Below are 16,954 nucleotides of genomic sequence, written 5' to 3'. Positions count from 1 at the left end.
CATGCGCCCCGTTTGCGACCTTGCACTGGCGGCGAAAATCGCCCGTCCCGGGGAACGTCGGCGAGACGACGGACAAATGCTATATTGCTGCCGACACCAACGCACCACTCTCTGGATACGGGTCTCGAATGAAGGAATTTGCCGGCAAGTCTGCGACTGCGATGATCGGTGCGGGACTCATGGTCGCGGCAAGCGCTGCGTTCGCGCAGACGAATCCCCCTTCCGCCAACGATGCGACCGACACACGCGCGATCGAGAAACTGGCCAGGGAGCGGAACTGCATGACGTGCCATGCGACGGACCGCACGCTGCTTGCGCCGTCGTATCGGGATATCGCCAGGCGCTATGCCGGACAGCCCAAGGCGACCGACAGCATCACGCGCTCCATTGCGGAGGGCAGTCGTGGCAAGTGGGGCAACATTCCGATGCCCGCCAGTCCGCAGGTGGCGCCGGACGAGGCAAGTCGTCTGGCGCACTGGATCCTCGGGTTGACGCGTTGAACTGCCTTGAACGGCATTGAACCGATGCATACGGCGCTCTCGCCCGCCTCAAGCCGGCCGCCTCCGGCCGGACCCCGCACCTGATCGCCGTCATCGCCGTCATCGCCCGAACGCCAGAACGCCCTACCCTTGCGAGCGGGACTGCTTCGCCACTTCGTCGATGACCGCCTGCCGGATCCTGTCCGGCAGTTGTGCCTGCAGGGCGTCGGCCACCTGCTTGCCGATCAGTTGTACGAGCCAGGACGTCTGATCGATCAGCGCATCGTGACAACGGCGCTCGACCATCGTCGTGATCTCGTCGGCCAGTTGCAGCGTGAGCCGTGCGCTCACGCGTTCCGCAAAGACCGCGACGTCGGCCGGCACGCCACGCTCGGTGGCCGGCGCGGTCGTTGGCGCAGACGGGACGTCGCCGGGCGCGAGCACTTCGGTCAGCGTGGGAATGCCGGGATCGGTGCGCTCGGGCTCGTGGGTCACGATCAGCCTCGTTGGTCGTAGTTGTTCAGGGTGTAACCGCGATCGCGGTAGAAACGGTAGCGTTCGCGCGCACCGGACAATTCCTCGGGCGCGTCGCCAATGATCTCCACCACGCGCTCGAAGCGCGCGAAGTGCGTGGGCACGCTCGCGGCCAGATTGAGCAGCACCTGATGGTGCTGCGCTTCCTCGTCGGGCGCGGCCAGCACCACGGGCGTCTGCGGCGCGAGCGGATCACGCGCGAAGCAGTGCGGCACGAACTCCAGCGCCGAGAACGTCCACAACGACTGATCGAACGCGCGCAGGATATCCGGCTCGCCCACGACGACGAGCGTCTGCCCGGCGCCGTAGACCTTGCGCGCGAACCGGCACGCATAATCGAGCCGGTTCGCGACGTGGGTGTGAAAGTCGACGCGTGTCACCGGGCTTCGCGATCGATCAGGAACTGCGTGAGCAACGGCACCGGACGGCCCGTCGCGCCCTTGGCCGCGCCACTCTTCCAGGCGGTGCCAGCGATGTCCAGGTGCGCCCATTCGTACTTCTCGGTGAAGCGCGCCAGGAAGCAGGCCGCCGTCACGCTGCCGGCCGGACGCCCGCCGATGTTCGCCACGTCGGCGAAGTTCGACTTGAGCTGTTCCTGATACTCGTCTTCCACCGGCAGACGCCAGGCCGTGTCGCCCGTCGCCCGTCCGGCGGCCAGCAGTTCGTCGGCCAGCGTATCGCTCTTCGAGAACAGCCCCGAGTTCACATGGCCCAGCGCGATGATGCACGCGCCGGTGAGCGTGGCCACGTCGATCACGGCCGCCGGCTTGAAGCGCTCGGCGTAGGTGAGCGCGTCGCACAGAATCAGACGGCCTTCGGCGTCGGTATTGAGCACTTCGATGGTCTGGCCCGACATGCTGGTGACCACGTCGCCCGGCTTGGTCGCCTGACCGCTCGGCATGTTCTCCGTGGCGGGCACGACGGCGATGACGTTGAGCTTGAGGCCCATCTCCGCGACGGCGCGGATCGTGCCGAGTACCGACCCGGCGCCACACATGTCGTACTTCATCTCGTCCATGCCCTCGCCCGGCTTGAGCGAGATGCCGCCCGAGTCGAACGTCACGCCCTTGCCGACCAGCACGATCGGGGCCTGCTTGGCCGTGCCGCCTTCATACTTGAGGACGATGAACTGCGGCGGCTGGACCGAGCCACGGGCGACTGACAGGAACGACCCCATCTTGAGCGCCTCGATCTGCTTGGGCCCGAGGATCTCGGCCTTGAACTTGAATTCGCGCGCGAGCTTGCGGGCCGTGTCGGCCAGATAGGTGGGAGTGCAGACGTTGCCCGGCAGGTTGCCCAGGTCCTTGGTGAGCGCCATGCCGTTGGCGATGGCGTCGCCATGCCTGGCGGCGAGACGGGCGCCCTTGAGATCCTCGGGCGCGACGGCGAAGACGACCTTGCGCAGCGCCGTGTTGGCCGGCTCGACCTTGCTCTTCATCTGCGTGAAACGGTAGGTGGCGTCGCGCAGGGCGAGCACCGAGGCGCGCACGGCCCAGGCGGTGTCCTGCTTGGCGACCTGCGCCTGCGGCAGCGTCCAGAGGACGTCCGCGGCGCGCGAGGCGAGCACGGCGCGCACGGCGGCGCGCGTGGCTTCGTTGAAGCCCTTCTGCGTGAGCTGATCCTCACGGCCCAGACCGACGAACAGCACACGCGCCGGGCTCCAGCCGGCGACCTCGTGCAGCATGAGCGTGCTGCCGAGCTTGCCATCGAGTTCGCCGCGCTTGACCATGCGTGCGAGCAGGCCCTTGCTCGCCGCGTCGAGTGCCTTGGCAAGACCGGCGAGCGGCTGCTGCTCGAACACACCGACCACCAGACACTCGGTCTTTGCGTTGGCAAGACCGGCCTGGCCTGCCTTGGTCGAATCGAAGGCTTTTGTGCTAAAGTCCATCGCGCTTTCCTCGGGTAAAATTCGTACGAGCCGCAATTATCCGCTTTTTTTCTGCGCTCGCCCAACCGCGAGAGCACCCCAATCGTCATCACATGATTTTTCAGCGTTCCCTGCAGCGCGAGCTGAACTACACCGCCGGGGCCGTCTTCATGGTGCTGATCACCGTCATGCTCACCACCATGATGATCCGCATCCTGGGGTTCGCCGCGTCGGGGAGAGCCGATCCGCGCGACGTGCTCGTGCTCATCGGCCTGGCCGTGATCGGCTACCTCGCCGTGATTCTGATCGTGACGCTGTTCGTCTCGATCCTGTTCGTCCTGACCCGCTGGTACCGCGACTCCGAAATGGTCGTGTGGTTTGCCTCGGGGCTGTCGATTACCGACTTCATCAAGCCGGTGCTGCGTTTCGCCGCGCCGTATCTCGCCGTCGTCACGTTCTGTGCGCTCGTCGCCTGGCCCTGGGCCAACCAGCAGATCTCCGCGCTCGAGACCCGCTTCGCCCAGCGCGACGACGTCTCCATGATTTCGCCGGGCCAGTTCCGTGAGAGCGCGTCGAGCCATCGCGTGTTCTTCGTCGAGACGGTATCGGCCGACGCGACCAAGGTGCACAACGTCTTCGTCTCCGGCACCGAGAACGGCAAGGTCAACGTGATCGTCTCCAAGGACGGCCATATCGAAGTGGCCAAGGACGGCAACCGCTATATCGTGCTGGAGAAGGGTCGCCGCTATGACGGCCTGCCGGGCCAGCCCGACTACCGCGTGATGGAATTCGAGCGCTACGGTGTGAAGATCGACAACCCGGCCACCGCCCCGGTCGACAACACACCGACCAAGGGCGTGCCCACCATGCGCCTGCTGCGCGAGATCCAGAACCCGATCTTCCGCGGTGAAATCGTCTGGCGCGTCGGCCTGCCGCTGCTCGCGCTCTCGCTGGTGCTGCTGGCCGTGCCGCTCGCCTACCAGAACCCCCGTCACGGTCGCACGATCAACCTCGTCATGGCCGTGCTCATCTACCTCGGTTACACCAACTTGCTGAGTCTGTCGCAGGCTTATGTGGCGCAGGAGCGCCTGCCGCTGGCCATCGGCATATGGCTGCTGCACGCGCTGGCGCTGTGCGTCATCGTGCTGCTCTACTTGCGCCGGGTGCGCTTCCGCGGTCTGTTCGGCCGACGCCGCAATTCGACGAATACGGCGGTGCGTGCATCGGGAGGCGTTCGCTGATGCGCGTCTACGAGAAGTACTTTGCGCGCCAGATCTATCTGGCGTTCCTGTTCGTGCTGCTCGCGTTCGTGGGCCTGTTCGTCTTCTTCGACCTGGTGAGCGAACTGGGCGACGTGGGACGCGGCGGCTACCGCTTCCAGCATGCGCTCGCCTATGTGCTACTGTTCGCGCCGCAGCGCATGTACGAAATCATCCCGGTCGCGTCGCTCATTGCCGCCATCTACGTTTGCGCGCAACTGGCCGGCAACTCGGAGTTCACGATCTTTCGCGTCTCGGGTCTGTCGACCGGGCAGGCGCTGCGCTCGCTGCTCAAGATCGGCTTCCCCATCGTGATGATCACGTTCGTCATCGGCGAGTACGTGGCGCCCAATGCCGAACAGCTCGCCCAGAAGATCCGTCTCGAAGCGCTGGGCAGTTCGGTCTCGGCGGGGTTCCGCTCGGGCGTATGGGTCAAGGACACCGTCGACCAGAACGGTTCGCGCATCACGCGTTTCATCAACGTCGGCACGCTCAATCCCGACAACACCATTGCCGACGTGCGCATCTACGAGTTCGATGCGGCGTTGCGCCTGGACAGCGTTCGCCTGGCGAAGAAGGGGCAATTCCAGCCGCCCAACTACTGGAAGCTCACCGACGTATCGGAGACGGTCTTCACCGCCGCCGACGACGCCACCTCCAGCACCGATCCGCTGCGCGCGCTGGTGCAGAGCAAGCAGGTGCACATCGACACGGTGCAGATGCGCTCCGAGCTCACGCCGCAGATCCTGTCCGTGCTGATGGTCTCGCCGGACAACATGGCCATCGGTAGCCTGTACCAGTACATCGGGCATTTGAAGGAAAACCAGCAGAACACGGATCGCTACAGCCTCGCGCTCTGGCAAAAGCTGCTGTACCCGTTTGCCGTCTTCGTGATGATGGCGCTGGCACTGCCGTTCGCCTACCTGCATGCGCGCGCCGGCGCGATCGGTCTGAAGGTGTTCGGCGGCATCATGCTCGGCATGAGCTTCCAGTTGCTCAACAACCTGTTCTCGCACCTGGGGTTGCTCAATACCTGGCCGGCATGGTTCACCGCCGCATTGCCATCCCTGCTCTATCTGGTGCTCGCCATCGCGGCGTTGCGCTGGGTGGACAAGCATTGAGCACGCGCACATGAACGGCCCGTCCGGCATCGTCCTCTTCGCCCACGGCTCACGCGATCCGCGTTGGGCCGAGCCGTTCGAGCGACTGCGCGAGACGTTGCGTGCGCAGCGCCCGGACGCCGCCGTGCGTCTCGCCTATCTGGAATTGATGACACCGAGTCTGGGCGACGCCGTCGCCGAGCTCGCCGCCGAGGGCTGCCGCGCCGTCACCGTGGTGCCGGTGTTCCTCGGCCAGGGCGGGCACGTGCGGCGCGACCTGCCGGTCCTCGTCGATGCGTGCCGTCAGGCCCACCCCGGCTTGACCCTGCGTGTGAGCGTCCCCGCAGGGGAGGACGATTCGGTGCTGCAAGCCCTCGCCGCCTTCTGCGCCAGCGAGCTCGATCGCACCTGAGCGCTGCGCCGCGGCAGATCTCCGGCATTCGGCCGAGCCGACGCGACACAGGCCGTCAAATCGGCGCACCGTTCAGCTCGCCCGTTCAGCCCCCGCTCAAGCTGCCTCGCGCGTGGCCTGCTCCGAGAGCTGTGAGATGAGTTGCGCGTCGGCGCCTGCAAACACTTCACCGATGAGCAGTACGCTCGGCTGCGCGGCATCGAACCATGACGAGGCGACGCCATCGCGCAATTCTCCCAGCGACAGCAGCGCACGGCGCTCGCGCGTCGTCGTCGCGGCTTCCACGATCGCCACGGGCGTGCTCGCCGGCTTGCCGGCATCGATCAACTCGCCCGCGATGCGTTGCGCCGCGTCGCGTCCCATGTAATAAACGAGTGAGTCCGCCGACGCCTGCGCCGTGATCTCGGCCGATTCGGGTGCACGGCTTTGCGTGGCGAAGGCCACACTGCGCGCCACGCCGCGCAGCGTCAGCGAGCGCCCGAGCGCCGCCGCGCTGGCCAGCGCCGCCGTGATACCGGGGACCACTTCGACGTCGATGCCGGCGTCTTCGAGCGCGCGCAGTTCTTCGTCGGCACGCCCGAACAGCATCGGATCGCCGCCCTTCAGACGCACCACCAACGCGTACGTGCGGGCGTGATCGATCAGTTGCTTGTTGATGAAGTGTTGCGCGCTCGAATGCCTGCCGCAACGCTTGCCGACCGCGACGCGCTTTGCCTGCGGGCAAAGCGCGAGCATCTCGGGCTCGACCAGGGCGTCGTGCAGCACGACATCCGCCGCGGCGAGCAGACGCGCGCCGCGCACCGTGATCAGATCGGCCGCCCCGGGGCCGGCGCCAACCAGGTACACCTTGCCGGGTGCCGAAGCGGATTTCGAATGCGTCGTCGTCATGATGCGGCCGTTCTCGAGGGGATGGACACCAGCCCCTCCGCGGGAGCCGTGCGTCCGGAATTGCGGGAAATAGCGGTGTGTGCGAAGAGCGCGATTACGCCGCGAGCGAGCGGATCATGCCGGCGGCCACGGTGTGGTGCGTCGCTTCGTCGATGAGCACGAACGCGCCCGTGGCCGGGTTGGCGTCATACGTGTCGGCGGCGACCGGCTTTTGCAGACTCAGCTGCACGCGTCCGATGTCGTTCATGGCGAGCGTCGTCTTGTCCGTGCCGTGCGACAGCGTGCTCACGTCGAGCACCGTATCGACGCTGCCCACCTTGACGTACACCGTGCTCGTCGCCTGCTTGAGCAAGTACTTGCGCTGCGGTGCGAGGGCGTCCTCGTCGAACCAGCAGACGTCGGCGGACAGCTTGCGCGACGGCGCCAGTGCCGACTCCGCCGTCACGAACGTGTCGCCGCGCGACACATCGACATCTTCCGCCAGCCGGATCGTCACGCACTGTCCGGCGAACGCTTCCTCGAGCAGCCCGCGCGGGCCGACGATCTCGGCCACGGTCGCGGTGCGCCCGGCCGGCAGCACGCGCAGCGCCTGGCCCACACGCACCGTGCCCGACTCGACCCGGCCCATGTAGCCACGGAAGTCGTCGGCATGCGAGCCGTCCTGACGCGCCACCAGTTGCACCGGGAAACGCAGCTCGCCTCCCGACTGCGCCACGGGCAGCGATTCGAGCATGTCGAGCAGCGGCTCGTCCTGGTACCAGGGCATGCGCTCGCTGGCGTACACGATGTTGTCGCCCTTGAGCGCCGAGACCGGCACGAAACGCACGTCTTCCAGACCCAGGCGGTGTGCCAGCTCCAGGTAGGCGGCACGAATGGCGTCGAACGTCGCCTCACTGTAGTCGACCAGGTCCATCTTGTTGATGGCGACGATCACGTGTTGCAGGCCGAGCAGCTTCACGATCGCGCTATGGCGCTTCGTCTGCGCGAGCAATTCGGTGCGGCCGTCGACTTCGGTCACGCGCGTGGCATCGACAAGAATGATCGCCGCGTGCGCCGTCGAGGCGCCCGTGACCATGTTGCGCGTGTACTGCTCGTGCCCCGGCGTGTCGGCGATGATGAACTTGCGGCGCGCGGTCGTGAAATAACGATAGGCGACGTCGATGGTGATGCCCTGCTCGCGCTCGGCTTCGAGACCGTCCGTCAGCAAGGAGAAGTCGATGTCTTCGCCGGCCGTGCGCTTGTGCTTGGCGCGCGCGAGCGCGGAGAGCTGGTCGGTCAGCACCGACTTGCTGTCGTACAGCAGGCGGCCGATCAGCGTGCTCTTGCCGTCGTCGACGCTGCCCGCCGTGATGAAACGCAGCACGCCGAGGTCTTCCTGATGCGGGGTGAGGCTCATGATCTATTCCACTCGATTGCGAGGCCCCCGGCGCGGTGATGCGGCGCGCCCGTCGGACCGGTGTTTCTGAACGTAGGGATGAAGGCGATGCGTCGCGGCTTCAGAAGTACCCCTGCTTCTTGCGCTGCTCCATCGCCGCCTCGGACGCCTGATCGTCCATGCGGGTGGCGCCACGCTCCGTAATGTCGGTCACGGCCGTCTCGGCAATGATCTCCACCGGGCTGGCGGCGACGCTGGCCACCGGGCACGTGCAGCTGATGTCGCCGACCGTGCGAAAGCGCACCGACGCGTACTCGCTCGACTCGCCGTCCTGCTTCGGAGTGAGCGGTGTGACCGGCACGAGCAGGCCGTTGCGGCGCACGATCTCGCGCTGGTGCGCATAGTAGATCGACGGCAGATCGAGCTTCTCGCGGGCGATGTACTGCCACACGTCGAGTTCGGTCCAGTTCGAAATCGGGAATACGCGCAGGTGCTCGCCGTTGTGCAGACGCGCGTTGAACAGGTGCCACAGTTCCGGGCGCTGGGCCTTCGGATCCCATTGACCGAATTCGTCGCGAAACGAGAAGATGCGCTCCTTGGCACGCGCCTTCTCCTCGTCGCGGCGCGCGCCACCGATCATCGCGTCGAAACCGTGTTCGGCGATCGTCTCGAGGAGCGTCACGGCCTGCGCCGCGTTGCGCGAGTCGTTCTCGCGGCGCAGACGCACCGTGCCGCGCTGGATCGAATCTTCCACATGGCCGACGACCAGTTCCGCGCCGAGCGCCTTGGCGTGGCGGTCGCGGAACTCGATCACTTCCGGATAGTTGTGGCCGGTGTCGATGTGAACGAGCGGGAACGGCAGCACGGTCTTGCGATTCGGGCCGAGGCCGAACGCCTTGAGCGCCAGGTGCAGCACCACGACCGAATCCTTGCCGCCCGAGAACAGCAGCGCCGGCTTGCGGCACTCGGCCACCACCTCGCGCAGGATGTACATCGATTCGGCCTCGAGCCAGTCCAGATGATCCATGCGCGCGCCGTTGGCCTGCGCGACTTCGTGCATCGCACCCATAGTGTTCCCTTCCTTTACGATTGCGTTGACTCTGTGGTTCCGTTTGCTGCGATGTGCGCAGTGGGGGCGTCACATCCTCATTTGTCCTGCCGTTGCAGGATCCACTTGCCCGGGGGCGCTCGGTGGCGGTCAGCTCGACTGCACCGAGACCGGGATCCTGCTCAAGTTGCTCGCGTGCAAGCCGCACTCCTTGCTGTCGCGCGACTCCCACCACCAGCGTCCGGCGCGGCTGTCTTCACCGGGGCGGATGGCACGCGTACACGGCTCGCAGCCGATGCTCGGGTAGCCGCGCGCGTGCAGCGGATTGACCGGCACATCGCGTGCCGTCAGATACGCCCACACCTGCGCCTCGGTCCAGTCGAACAGCGGGTTGTACTTCGCGATGCCACGCGCGTCGTCATGCTCGGCGAATGCCAGCTCGCCGCGCGTGACGGACTGCTCGCGACGCTGGCCGGTCAGCCACGCGTCGGCGTCGGCCAGGGCGCGCCCCAGCGGCTCGACCTTGCGGATCTGGCAGCACGCCTTGCGCAGGTCCACGCTTTCGTAAAAGGCATTCGCGCCATGCTCGGCAACGTACGCGTCGACAGCTTCGGCTTGCGGTGCGTACTGCACGACGTCATAGCCGTAGCGCGACTTGATGCGATCGATCATGCCCAGCGTCTCAGCGTGCAGACGCCCGGTATTGAGCGTGAAAACGGTGATCGGCAGTTGCTGACGCAGGATCACGTGCGTGATGAGCATGTCTTCGGCGGCCAGGCTGCTGGCGAACTTCACGTTGCGATGCGAGCCCGCGATGCGCGCAAGACGCTCGGCCAGCACGGCTTCCATTTCGTCGAGCAGCGCCATGTCCTGATGCTCGGCATCGGCGGCGGTCAACGGCACGGCGGCCTGTGCCGCCTGGACAGCGGCGTCGGGACGTGTTTCGTTTCGCATGTCGCGAACTCCTTGTGTTTTGTGGGGTGTCAGCCGACCAGCTTCACCGCCGCGAGCGTGAGCGTCGCCGCCAGCGCCCCGCGCACGATGCGCTCGGGCAAGTGGCGGGCGAGCTTCGCGCCCAGCCAGATGCCGGGCAGCGAGCCAATCAACAGACTGCCGAGCAGCGCCCAGTGCACCGTCTCGAGCCAGATATGACCCAACGCGGCAATGGCCGTGAGCGGCACCGCATAGGCGATATCGGTACCGGCGACTTCGGCCGGCTCCAATTGCGGGTACAGCATCAGGATCAGCGTCGCGCCAACGGCGCCGGCGCCAATCGAGGAAATCGTGACGAGCGCGCCGATCACCGCGCCTACCAGCACGGTCGCCGCGACCTGTGCAAATCCGGTCAGTTGCCAGCTCGGATGGGCGCGCAGCGTGGCGAGCAGCTTCGCGCGGAACAGCAGCGAGAGCACCGTGAGCAGGACCGAAGCGGCGATCGTCAGCTTGATGACGTGCAACGCGCCGTCGTCAATCCCGCCCAGGCGCTTGAGCGTCAGGATCATCACCAGCGCCGCGGGCAGCGCACCGAGGATCAGAAGACGCACGATGCGCCATTTCACGTGGCCGTGCGCACGGTGCGCCACGGTGCCGAAACTCTTCGTGATGGCCGCAAACGCCAGATCGGTGCCGACCGCGACCGGCGCGGCATAGCCCAGCAGCAACGTCAGCAGGGGCGTCATCAGCGAGCCGCCACCCACACCGGTCAGGCCAACCAGCAGGCCGACGCCAAATCCGGAAATGGGTTCGAGCCACAGCGACATGAATGACGTTCCTGGTGGGGTCTAAATGCCTGATGGGAATAACGTTATCGAAACAGTGGCACCCACTGTAATGAAAAGGCTATATACTTCAAACGAATTAAAAATTGTTTGTATATTTTCTAAAGTTATACAAATGAATCTGCATCAATTCCGTTTCGTTCGCGAGGCCGTCCGCCAGAACTTCAATCTGACGGAGGCCGCCAAGGCACTGTTTACTTCCCAGCCGGGGGTTTCCAAGGCGATCATCGAACTCGAGGAAGAGCTCGGGGTGGACATCTTCGCCCGGCACGGCAAGCGCATCCGTAACCTGACGGAGCCGGGGCGCATCATCTTCGAGTCCGTCGAGCGCATCCTTCTCGAGGTGGAAAGCCTTAAACGGATCGGCAAGGACTACGCCGCCCAGGATCAGGGCAGCCTCACCATTGCCACGACGCACACGCAGGCCCGGTATTCGCTGCCCCACGCGGTGGCCGAGTTCAAGAGGCGCTTCCCGAAGGTGCGACTGTCGATCCTCCAGGGCAGCCCGACGCAGATCGCCGAGATGGTGCTGCATGACCAGGCCGATCTGGCCATCGCCACCGAGGCCATCGCCGGCTACAAGGACCTGGTGTCGCTGCCCTGCTACCAATGGCAGCACGTGGCCGTGGTACCGCCGGACCATCCGCTGTTGCAACTGTCGTCGGTCGGCATCGAGGATCTCGCCAAGTACCCGTTGATCACTTACGACCCGCAGTTCGCCGGGCGCGCCAAGATCGATCAGGCGTTCGCGCTGCGCCACGTGCAGCCGGACATCGTGCTCGAGGCGATCGACGCCGACGTCATCAAGACGTATGTGGAACTGGGGCTGGGGGTAGGCATTCTGGCGGGGGTGGCTTTCGACCCCGAGCGCGATCGCAACCTGCGCGCCGTCCAGGTCGGGCATCTGTTCGGCACGAACGTCACGCGCGTCGCGCTCAAGCAGGGTGCGTATCTACGCGGCTACGTCTTCACCATGGTCGAACTGCTCTCGCCGATCCTCACCCGCAAGCTCGTGGAGCAGGCGCTGCGTGGCGAACACGAGAATTACGAGCTTTGATCGCCGCGGGGCATGCCTGACGATGCCTCTCTATATATAGTGGGGCGCCCCTTCGGACGCGTCCGCCGAGGCACGCGGGCGGCTGACGCGCAGCGCGCCGTGACGATCGTGGCCCTGCCACATTCGCGTCCCGAAACCCGCGCAAACGGAGCCTGACCGGCCGAACGGGCCAAGCACTATTTTTCTTCGGTGGTCGAACGTAAGCGGTGCGGTATCCTTATGCGATTCGACCACAAGGAGACCCCATGCGCTCAGCTCTTCGCGGCATCCGCCTGTCGGGCGTGGTGCTTGCCATGACCCTCGCCGGCATGGCGACGGCAGCCCACGCCGACATCACCGTCGGCATCGATCTGTCGTCGACCGGCCCGGCTGCCGCCATCGGCATCGCCAGCAAGAACGCCATGCAGCTCTGGCCCGATCAGATCGGCGGCCAGAAAGCGCATTACGTGTTCCTCGACGACGGCTCCGACCCGGGTACGGCCGTGAAGAACGCACGCAAGCTCATCAGCGAGAACAAGGTCGACGTGATCGTCGGTCCGAACATCACGCCGAGCGCGCTGGCCATGCTCGACCCGATCTCCGAGGCCGAGACGCCGATGATCACGCTGATCGGCTCGGCGGTCGCCGTGGAGCCTCAGGACGCCAAGCGCCGCTGGGCATTCAAGATGGCCGCGAACGACTCCGCCATGGCCGACGTGATGACGCGCTACATGGCCAATCACGGCGTCAAGACGGTGGGCTTCATCGGCTTTGCCGACGCCTACGGCGAGAGCTGGTGGAAGGAATTCTCGAAGTTTGCCGAACTGCGCAAGCTCAAGATCGTGGCGCAGGAGCGCTTCAACCGCACGGATACGAGCGTCACCGGCCAGGTGCTCAAGCTGATGGCCGCCAAGCCGGATGCGATTCTGGTGGCCGGCTCCGGCACCCCGGCCGCGTTGCCGCAGCGCACGCTGCAGGAACGCGGCTACAGTGGAAAGATCTACCAGACGCATGGCATCGCCACGTATGACTTCGTTCGCGTAGGCGGCAAGGATGTCGAAGGCACGTTGTTCCCGACGCAACCGGGCGTCGTCGCCAAGACGTTGCCGGCGGGGCATCCGGCGCGCACGGCCGCGCTGGCTTTCACCAGGAAGTACGAGGCCAAGTACGGCGCGGACACGGTGACTCAGTTCGCGGCTGACGCCTATGGCGTATGGGACTTGCTCAACGATGCGGTGCCGCGCGCCGCGAAGACGGCCGCCCCTGGCACGCCGGCGTTCCGTGTGGCGCTGCGCGAAGCGCTCGAGTCCACGCACAATCTCGCGATTCCGAACGGCATCATGAACCTGAGCCCGCAGGATCACGTGGGGCTGGATCAGCGCGCGGGCGTGATGGGCCAGATCAAGAACGGGAAGTTCGTGTACGTCTCGGACTGATAGCGGCATGACGACTTACACCATTGCATTCATCGGGCTGGGCGCCATGGGTGGCCAGATGGTTCGCCATCTGATGGCGGCGGGTCATCGGCTGCATCTGTACGCCCGCCGGTCCGAGGTGGCCGCGCCGTTCGTCGAGAAAGGCGCAACGTTTTTTGCGACGCCGGCGCTCGCCGCGGCGCAGGCCGATTTCGTGATCACCAACGTCACCACGACCCAGGATGTCGAGGCCGTGTTGCTTGGCGAGAACGGGGTGGTGGATGGTGCGCGTCCCGGCACGATTTGCATGGATCACAGCACGATCTCGGCGGAGGCGACACGGCGCATGGCCGAGCGTCTGGCGCGCCGTGGCGTCCGGCTCGTGGACGCGCCGGTGTCCGGCGGCCCCGCGCGTGCGGCGGACGCATCGCTGTCGATCATGGTCGGCGCCTCGCGCGAGGATTTCGAAAGGGTCAAACCGTTGCTGTCGGTGCTGGGCACGACGATCACGCATGTGGGCGACGTTGGTGCCGGGCAGGTGGCGAAGGCGTGCAACCAGATCGTGCAGGTGATCAACATCCAGGGCATTGCCGAGGCGATGCTGTTTGCGGCGCGCAACGGCGTGGATCAGGACAAGATCATCGAGGCGATTTCGCAGGGGCTTGCGGGCAGCCGGATGCTCGACATGATGGGCCCGAAGATGGCGCACCGGGACTTCTCGGCGGGCATCGAAGCGCGGCTGCACGACAAGGACTTTTCGATGATCCTCGACGCGGTCGCCGATGCCGGCCTGTCGTTGCCTGCGCTGTCGCTGGTGAAGGGTCAGTTGACGGCGTTGATGGAGCACGGCTGGGGGCACGACGACACGTCGTCCCTGCTGCGCGTTCTCGAGAGCCAGCAGCAGGTTCACTGACGGTCGTGGGTGGGCTTGTGGCCGAGGCAAATTTCAGTCATAATCTCGCCTTCGTCCGGTGGGCCTGCGGGTGCGCCGAACGACACGCTGCGACACCGTCCGGTGAACGCACACCTGCCCAGGTGGTGAAATTGGTAGACGCAGGGGACTCAAAATCCCCCGCCGCAAGGCGTGCCGGTTCGATTCCGGCCCTGGGCACCAAAGCCTTTCCGAGGCGTTCGGTGGTTCATCCCCGCTCCGCAATTCTATTTTTGCTCCGCAATTTCGTTTCGAGAACCTCCGCCAGCCTCCCCTGTATCGAGTTTCGAATTCGCTTGCCCGTCTTGCCTTGTTGCACGCACAACCTACCGTCGCGAATGTTCTTCTCGTCAAACCCAAGCGCGTCTGCGGGATGCTAACCAACCCGGAGCGGACAATTCGAGCCCGCGCCCGAATACGTCCGCTTGCAGCTTGCCTTCAGCCATCGGGCTCAAGTAGCCTTGCGCTTCAGGAAATGTTCGATAACGGTGGCGAAATAAGGCGGGCACTCCTGCATCGGGTAATGTCCGCAGTTCGAGATAACGTGCAGTTCTGCGTTCGGATGCCACGCGAGAAATGTGTGCAGCATTGCCTCCGAATCAAGACCGGGATCTTTATCTCCGACAATGACCAGATAAGGCGTTTCAAGGCCCCGCACGTCGTCGACGAAGTTGGCCGTCACCAGCATTTCGAGGTATCTCCGCCGGCAGGCCGATGAGACTGTGTCACGACTTTGTCGCACCTTGCGCTCAGCCCATCCATCGGAAAGCCCCCCGGTGACGAAACTGAACAACCGCCGAAGGGCATCGTCGTCTTCTATCGTGCTGGCAAAAAAAGCCAGCGCATCCGGACTCAATTGATTTCCAGCTGCGGAAACGGGACATACAGCGATCGCGCTTGTGACGCGAGACGGAGCGTCCGCCGCGATGCGTTGTGTGATCATCCCGGTCATCGAGTGGCCGACGATATGGAAGTGCCTCCAACCAAGTCGGTCAACGAGCACGAGGCAATCGGCTGCAATCTCCTCGACCGTGAATTCACCGTCCAGGTTGATGGATTGCCCGTAGCCGCGTAAATCGACGAAAACGTAGGTGAGCGCATGGCCATCGAGCCAAGGCATGACTGCATCGTAGCTGGAGTGGTCACCGAGCCAGTCGTGCATGACCAGCACGCGAATGGGACCATTGCCATACTGCACATACCCGAGACCGGCGTCTGAGCCGGAACGGATTTCAAGAGGGGCTTTCATTCCAGGGTTCCATTTTGGTTGCAGGAACCAAAACGAAACGCCCTCCCGGCGAACCGGGAGGGCGTTTGAAAGTGGTCTCATCCTATCAAGTGCTCAAGCGAGAGTCAATATAACGGTGTCGATAGGCGCCTGGCCGAAATTCGCCCGTTGAGCGTCGCCCGGGCGCCCGCATCCGGGATTGCTTGAGCGGCAGTAATTGACCGAACCGAGTCAGACGATCTGACGCTGCCTGTTTGGTCCAGTCCAGACTTATACAATTTGGCAACTCACCGTCACTCGCTTGCAGGTGCTAGAGGGAGATATTTTCGGGCCATAGATAGTAAGCGCCATGTCGAGATTTCGACACGAACTCGATGCCGGAATTTGCTCCCAGAGCGGAGAGGGCATGCTCGCCGTTTCTCAACTCCAAATACCCGGCAGCCACAGCGCACTCCAATAGCTCATTCGTCCGTATACCAAGACGTCTACCAAGTCGTGATGACGTGAGCTTGCCGATTGTTTCACAGAGCGCACCCTCCTCCGGTGTTTCCTCTTCGACGGCACTTCTGCGGGGACGCTCCAGCGAAATGCGATCTTCTTCGCTAATACGAATAATGCGCTGAGCTTCTTCGTAAGCATCTCGATACAGATCCGTATCCTCTGACCTACGGATAAGCACCCCCATCTCGTTATTATTGATCTGGCTGAACTCGTAGAGGTTCAGGCTCGTAACGACGCACAGCTCCTCATTCATGTAGCACTTGGCATGCAAGTTCTTGCAGTAACTCGTGCGAACGTAGGTGAGCCCTCGAAGCCATTCGATTTCCTGCGGCTGCAATGCGCTCTTGCCGTAGATGAGCCTCACGTCAATCTTTAGACGGTTCTTGTCCGATAGAAGCTCCCTTATTCGGTCGTTCAGCTTGAGAAACGGACTGATCAAAATCAGTCGATCAACAGCCCCTTTGATCAACTCTTCAATAAAGTAGCTTGTCGCGCTGGTGTTCAAGAATTTTGCCACCTTATGCCCCCACTGTTGCAGATAACGGGGGCCGCCGTGTTCGACGGCCCTGCGTCATTTTTATCCCTTTACTTTCGGTGGTTTCCCTCTGCCCGGCGAATAAAGAATGATGCTGGGGCTGACCAATCTGTCCGACGCAACCACCGCATGCGCGTAAGTATCGAAATAGATCGCGTTTTCCGGGTCGGTGACATGCGCTTTCTTGATTTCTCCTGCCGGCTCGCTCCATTTGAAACCAAGGTACTTGTTGTGCTCGTAGAACCAGACAACATGGCCCTCACGCGCAAGCGACTTCGGGATTTCGAGTTCAACGCCCCGATCCTCGACTTTCCCATTCTCTTGTTTTGCGTTTCCGTCATCATCGTTCGTAGTGCTCATCAAAGCCCCCTGTGGAGTAGATTGATTTGGCCCGCATACGAGCCAATCCAATCATCGCAGGAGTGTCAGGCCTTGCGTTTCAGTAACTTCCGAATATCCCCGCCTATGCATCGACACTCGAAACGTTCCGACGCGGTGCGAAAACGTTCGCGACGTATAACAGGTAAGCTCTCAAGGCTCTGGTCGAGCGCGAAAGCGCTCGCCGTTT

18 protein-coding genes and 1 tRNA gene are annotated in these 16,954 nt (G+C 64.0%); 8 read left to right on the top strand and 11 right to left on the bottom strand.

The genetic code is table 11. The annotated features are described in order from the left end of the window. Positions 1–128: 128 nt before the first annotated feature. Positions 129–500, top strand: coding sequence for a c-type cytochrome (locus RO07_RS06565; RefSeq protein WP_052267075.1), 372 nt, complete (start codon positions 129–131; stop codon positions 498–500). 123 nt (positions 501–623) lie between these two features. On the opposite strand, the gene RO07_RS06560 is transcribed toward RO07_RS06565, so the two are convergent. The 3 genes from RO07_RS06560 to RO07_RS06550 are packed head-to-tail and all read right to left on the bottom strand — an operon-like array spanning position 624 to position 2,901. After that, entirely contained in the window at positions 624–974 is a 351-nt protein-coding gene (locus RO07_RS06560) for a DUF2486 family protein (RefSeq protein ID WP_052267074.1), read from the bottom strand. A gap of 2 nt (positions 975–976) precedes the next feature. Continuing rightward, positions 977–1,393: a DNA polymerase III subunit chi gene (locus tag RO07_RS06555; protein WP_039409143.1), complete on the bottom strand. Its 417-nt coding sequence runs from the start codon at positions 1,391–1,393 to the stop codon at positions 977–979. Further along, positions 1,390–2,901: a leucyl aminopeptidase gene (locus RO07_RS06550; RefSeq protein ID WP_039409140.1), complete on the bottom strand. Its 1,512-nt coding sequence runs from the start codon at positions 2,899–2,901 to the stop codon at positions 1,390–1,392. Before RO07_RS06550 ends, RO07_RS06555 begins: the two co-directional genes overlap by 4 nt. Before the next feature lie 92 nt (positions 2,902–2,993). Here RO07_RS06550 and lptF point away from each other — a divergent pair, with 92 nt between their 5' ends. From lptF to RO07_RS06535, 3 genes are read left to right on the top strand one after another with little or no spacing between them, the layout of a single operon-like run. Next, a complete protein-coding gene (gene lptF / locus RO07_RS06545) occupies positions 2,994–4,121 on the top strand; it encodes an LPS export ABC transporter permease LptF (RefSeq protein WP_039409138.1) in 1,128 nt (375 codons plus the stop codon). Continuing rightward, positions 4,121–5,260 carry an LPS export ABC transporter permease LptG gene (gene lptG, locus RO07_RS06540; protein ID WP_039409136.1) on the top strand — a complete coding sequence of 380 codons (1,140 nt, stop codon included), beginning with the start codon at positions 4,121–4,123 and terminating at the stop codon, positions 5,258–5,260. Before lptF ends, lptG begins: the two co-directional genes overlap by 1 nt. 10 nt (positions 5,261–5,270) lie before the next feature. Continuing rightward, on the top strand, positions 5,271–5,651 hold the full coding sequence (locus RO07_RS06535) for a sirohydrochlorin chelatase (protein WP_039409133.1): 381 nt from the start codon (positions 5,271–5,273) through the stop codon (positions 5,649–5,651). A gap of 96 nt (positions 5,652–5,747) precedes the next feature. Here the strand turns inward: RO07_RS06535 and cobA are convergent, their stop codons facing one another. From cobA to RO07_RS06510, 5 genes are all read right to left on the bottom strand, one after another. After that, positions 5,748–6,539, bottom strand: coding sequence for a uroporphyrinogen-III C-methyltransferase (gene cobA / locus RO07_RS06530; RefSeq protein ID WP_052267073.1), 792 nt, complete (start codon positions 6,537–6,539; stop codon positions 5,748–5,750). Between the two features lie 94 nt (positions 6,540–6,633). Beyond that, positions 6,634–7,935 carry a sulfate adenylyltransferase subunit 1 gene (locus RO07_RS06525; protein WP_039409131.1) on the bottom strand — a complete coding sequence of 434 codons (1,302 nt, stop codon included), beginning with the start codon at positions 7,933–7,935 and terminating at the stop codon, positions 6,634–6,636. A 100-nt stretch (positions 7,936–8,035) separates the two neighbouring features. Beyond that, positions 8,036–8,983 carry a sulfate adenylyltransferase subunit CysD gene (gene cysD, locus RO07_RS06520; RefSeq protein WP_052267072.1) on the bottom strand — a complete coding sequence of 316 codons (948 nt, stop codon included), beginning with the start codon at positions 8,981–8,983 and terminating at the stop codon, positions 8,036–8,038. 129 nt (positions 8,984–9,112) lie between these two features. Next, the gene (locus RO07_RS06515) at positions 9,113–9,829 is read right to left on the bottom strand and encodes a phosphoadenylyl-sulfate reductase (RefSeq protein ID WP_052267536.1); all 717 of its coding nucleotides are present in this window, start codon (positions 9,827–9,829) and stop codon (positions 9,113–9,115) included. Positions 9,830–9,945: 116 nt separating this feature from the next. After that, positions 9,946–10,722: a sulfite exporter TauE/SafE family protein gene (locus RO07_RS06510; RefSeq protein WP_039409129.1), complete on the bottom strand. Its 777-nt coding sequence runs from the start codon at positions 10,720–10,722 to the stop codon at positions 9,946–9,948. Positions 10,723–10,855: 133 nt separating this feature from the next. Between RO07_RS06510 and RO07_RS06505 the strand changes: the two genes are divergently transcribed. From RO07_RS06505 to RO07_RS06490, 4 genes are all read left to right on the top strand, one after another. Continuing rightward, positions 10,856–11,797, top strand: a complete 942-nt coding sequence (locus RO07_RS06505; protein WP_039409127.1) for a CysB family HTH-type transcriptional regulator — start codon at positions 10,856–10,858, stop codon at positions 11,795–11,797. A gap of 293 nt (positions 11,798–12,090) precedes the next feature. Then, on the top strand, positions 12,091–13,212 hold the full coding sequence (locus tag RO07_RS06500) for an ABC transporter substrate-binding protein (protein ID WP_237171444.1): 1,122 nt from the start codon (positions 12,091–12,093) through the stop codon (positions 13,210–13,212). A gap of 7 nt (positions 13,213–13,219) precedes the next feature. Next, positions 13,220–14,104: an NAD(P)-dependent oxidoreductase gene (locus RO07_RS06495; protein ID WP_039409122.1), complete on the top strand. Its 885-nt coding sequence runs from the start codon at positions 13,220–13,222 to the stop codon at positions 14,102–14,104. Between the two features lie 116 nt (positions 14,105–14,220). Beyond that, a tRNA-Leu gene (locus tag RO07_RS06490) sits at positions 14,221–14,305 on the top strand. 268 nt (positions 14,306–14,573) lie between these two features. Here the strand turns inward: RO07_RS06490 and RO07_RS06485 are convergent. From RO07_RS06485 to RO07_RS06475, 3 genes are all read right to left on the bottom strand, one after another. Further along, positions 14,574–15,371 carry an alpha/beta fold hydrolase gene (locus RO07_RS06485; protein WP_039409119.1) on the bottom strand — a complete coding sequence of 266 codons (798 nt, stop codon included), beginning with the start codon at positions 15,369–15,371 and terminating at the stop codon, positions 14,574–14,576. 289 nt (positions 15,372–15,660) lie between these two features. Continuing rightward, positions 15,661–16,356, bottom strand: coding sequence for a phospholipase D family protein (locus tag RO07_RS06480; protein ID WP_237171389.1), 696 nt, complete (start codon positions 16,354–16,356; stop codon positions 15,661–15,663). Between the two features lie 72 nt (positions 16,357–16,428). Next, positions 16,429–16,746, bottom strand: coding sequence for a hypothetical protein (locus RO07_RS06475; RefSeq protein ID WP_039409116.1), 318 nt, complete (start codon positions 16,744–16,746; stop codon positions 16,429–16,431). Positions 16,747–16,954 lie beyond the last annotated feature (208 nt).

It is taken from the genome of Pandoraea pulmonicola (assembly GCF_000815105.2).
GTDB lineage: Bacteria > Pseudomonadota > Gammaproteobacteria > Burkholderiales > Burkholderiaceae > Pandoraea > Pandoraea pulmonicola.
Note: the sequence above shows the minus strand (reverse complement) of the source record. Positions and strands in the feature narration are given on the sequence as shown.

Excerpts from the sequence above, each read along its gene's own strand:
- RO07_RS06565 (WP_052267075.1), top strand. The coding sequence starts at position 129 with ATGAAGGAATTTGCCGGCAAGTCTGCGACTGCGATGATCGGTGCGGGA.
- RO07_RS06550 (WP_039409140.1), bottom strand. The coding sequence starts at position 2,901 with ATGGACTTTAGCACAAAAGCCTTCGATTCGACCAAGGCAGGCCAGGCC.
- lptF (WP_039409138.1), top strand. The coding sequence starts at position 2,994 with ATGATTTTTCAGCGTTCCCTGCAGCGCGAGCTGAACTACACCGCCGGG.
- lptG (WP_039409136.1), top strand. The coding sequence starts at position 4,121 with ATGCGCGTCTACGAGAAGTACTTTGCGCGCCAGATCTATCTGGCGTTC.
- RO07_RS06535 (WP_039409133.1), top strand. The coding sequence starts at position 5,271 with ATGAACGGCCCGTCCGGCATCGTCCTCTTCGCCCACGGCTCACGCGAT.
- cobA (WP_052267073.1), bottom strand. The coding sequence starts at position 6,539 with ATGACGACGACGCATTCGAAATCCGCTTCGGCACCCGGCAAGGTGTAC.
- RO07_RS06525 (WP_039409131.1), bottom strand. The coding sequence starts at position 7,935 with ATGAGCCTCACCCCGCATCAGGAAGACCTCGGCGTGCTGCGTTTCATC.
- cysD (WP_052267072.1), bottom strand. The coding sequence starts at position 8,983 with ATGGGTGCGATGCACGAAGTCGCGCAGGCCAACGGCGCGCGCATGGAT.
- RO07_RS06515 (WP_052267536.1), bottom strand. The coding sequence starts at position 9,829 with ATGGCGCTGCTCGACGAAATGGAAGCCGTGCTGGCCGAGCGTCTTGCG.
- RO07_RS06510 (WP_039409129.1), bottom strand. The coding sequence starts at position 10,722 with ATGTCGCTGTGGCTCGAACCCATTTCCGGATTTGGCGTCGGCCTGCTG.
- RO07_RS06505 (WP_039409127.1), top strand. The coding sequence starts at position 10,856 with ATGAATCTGCATCAATTCCGTTTCGTTCGCGAGGCCGTCCGCCAGAAC.
- RO07_RS06500 (WP_237171444.1), top strand. The coding sequence starts at position 12,091 with ATGACCCTCGCCGGCATGGCGACGGCAGCCCACGCCGACATCACCGTC.
- RO07_RS06495 (WP_039409122.1), top strand. The coding sequence starts at position 13,220 with ATGACGACTTACACCATTGCATTCATCGGGCTGGGCGCCATGGGTGGC.
- RO07_RS06485 (WP_039409119.1), bottom strand. The coding sequence starts at position 15,371 with ATGAAAGCCCCTCTTGAAATCCGTTCCGGCTCAGACGCCGGTCTCGGG.
- RO07_RS06475 (WP_039409116.1), bottom strand. The coding sequence starts at position 16,746 with ATGAGCACTACGAACGATGATGACGGAAACGCAAAACAAGAGAATGGG.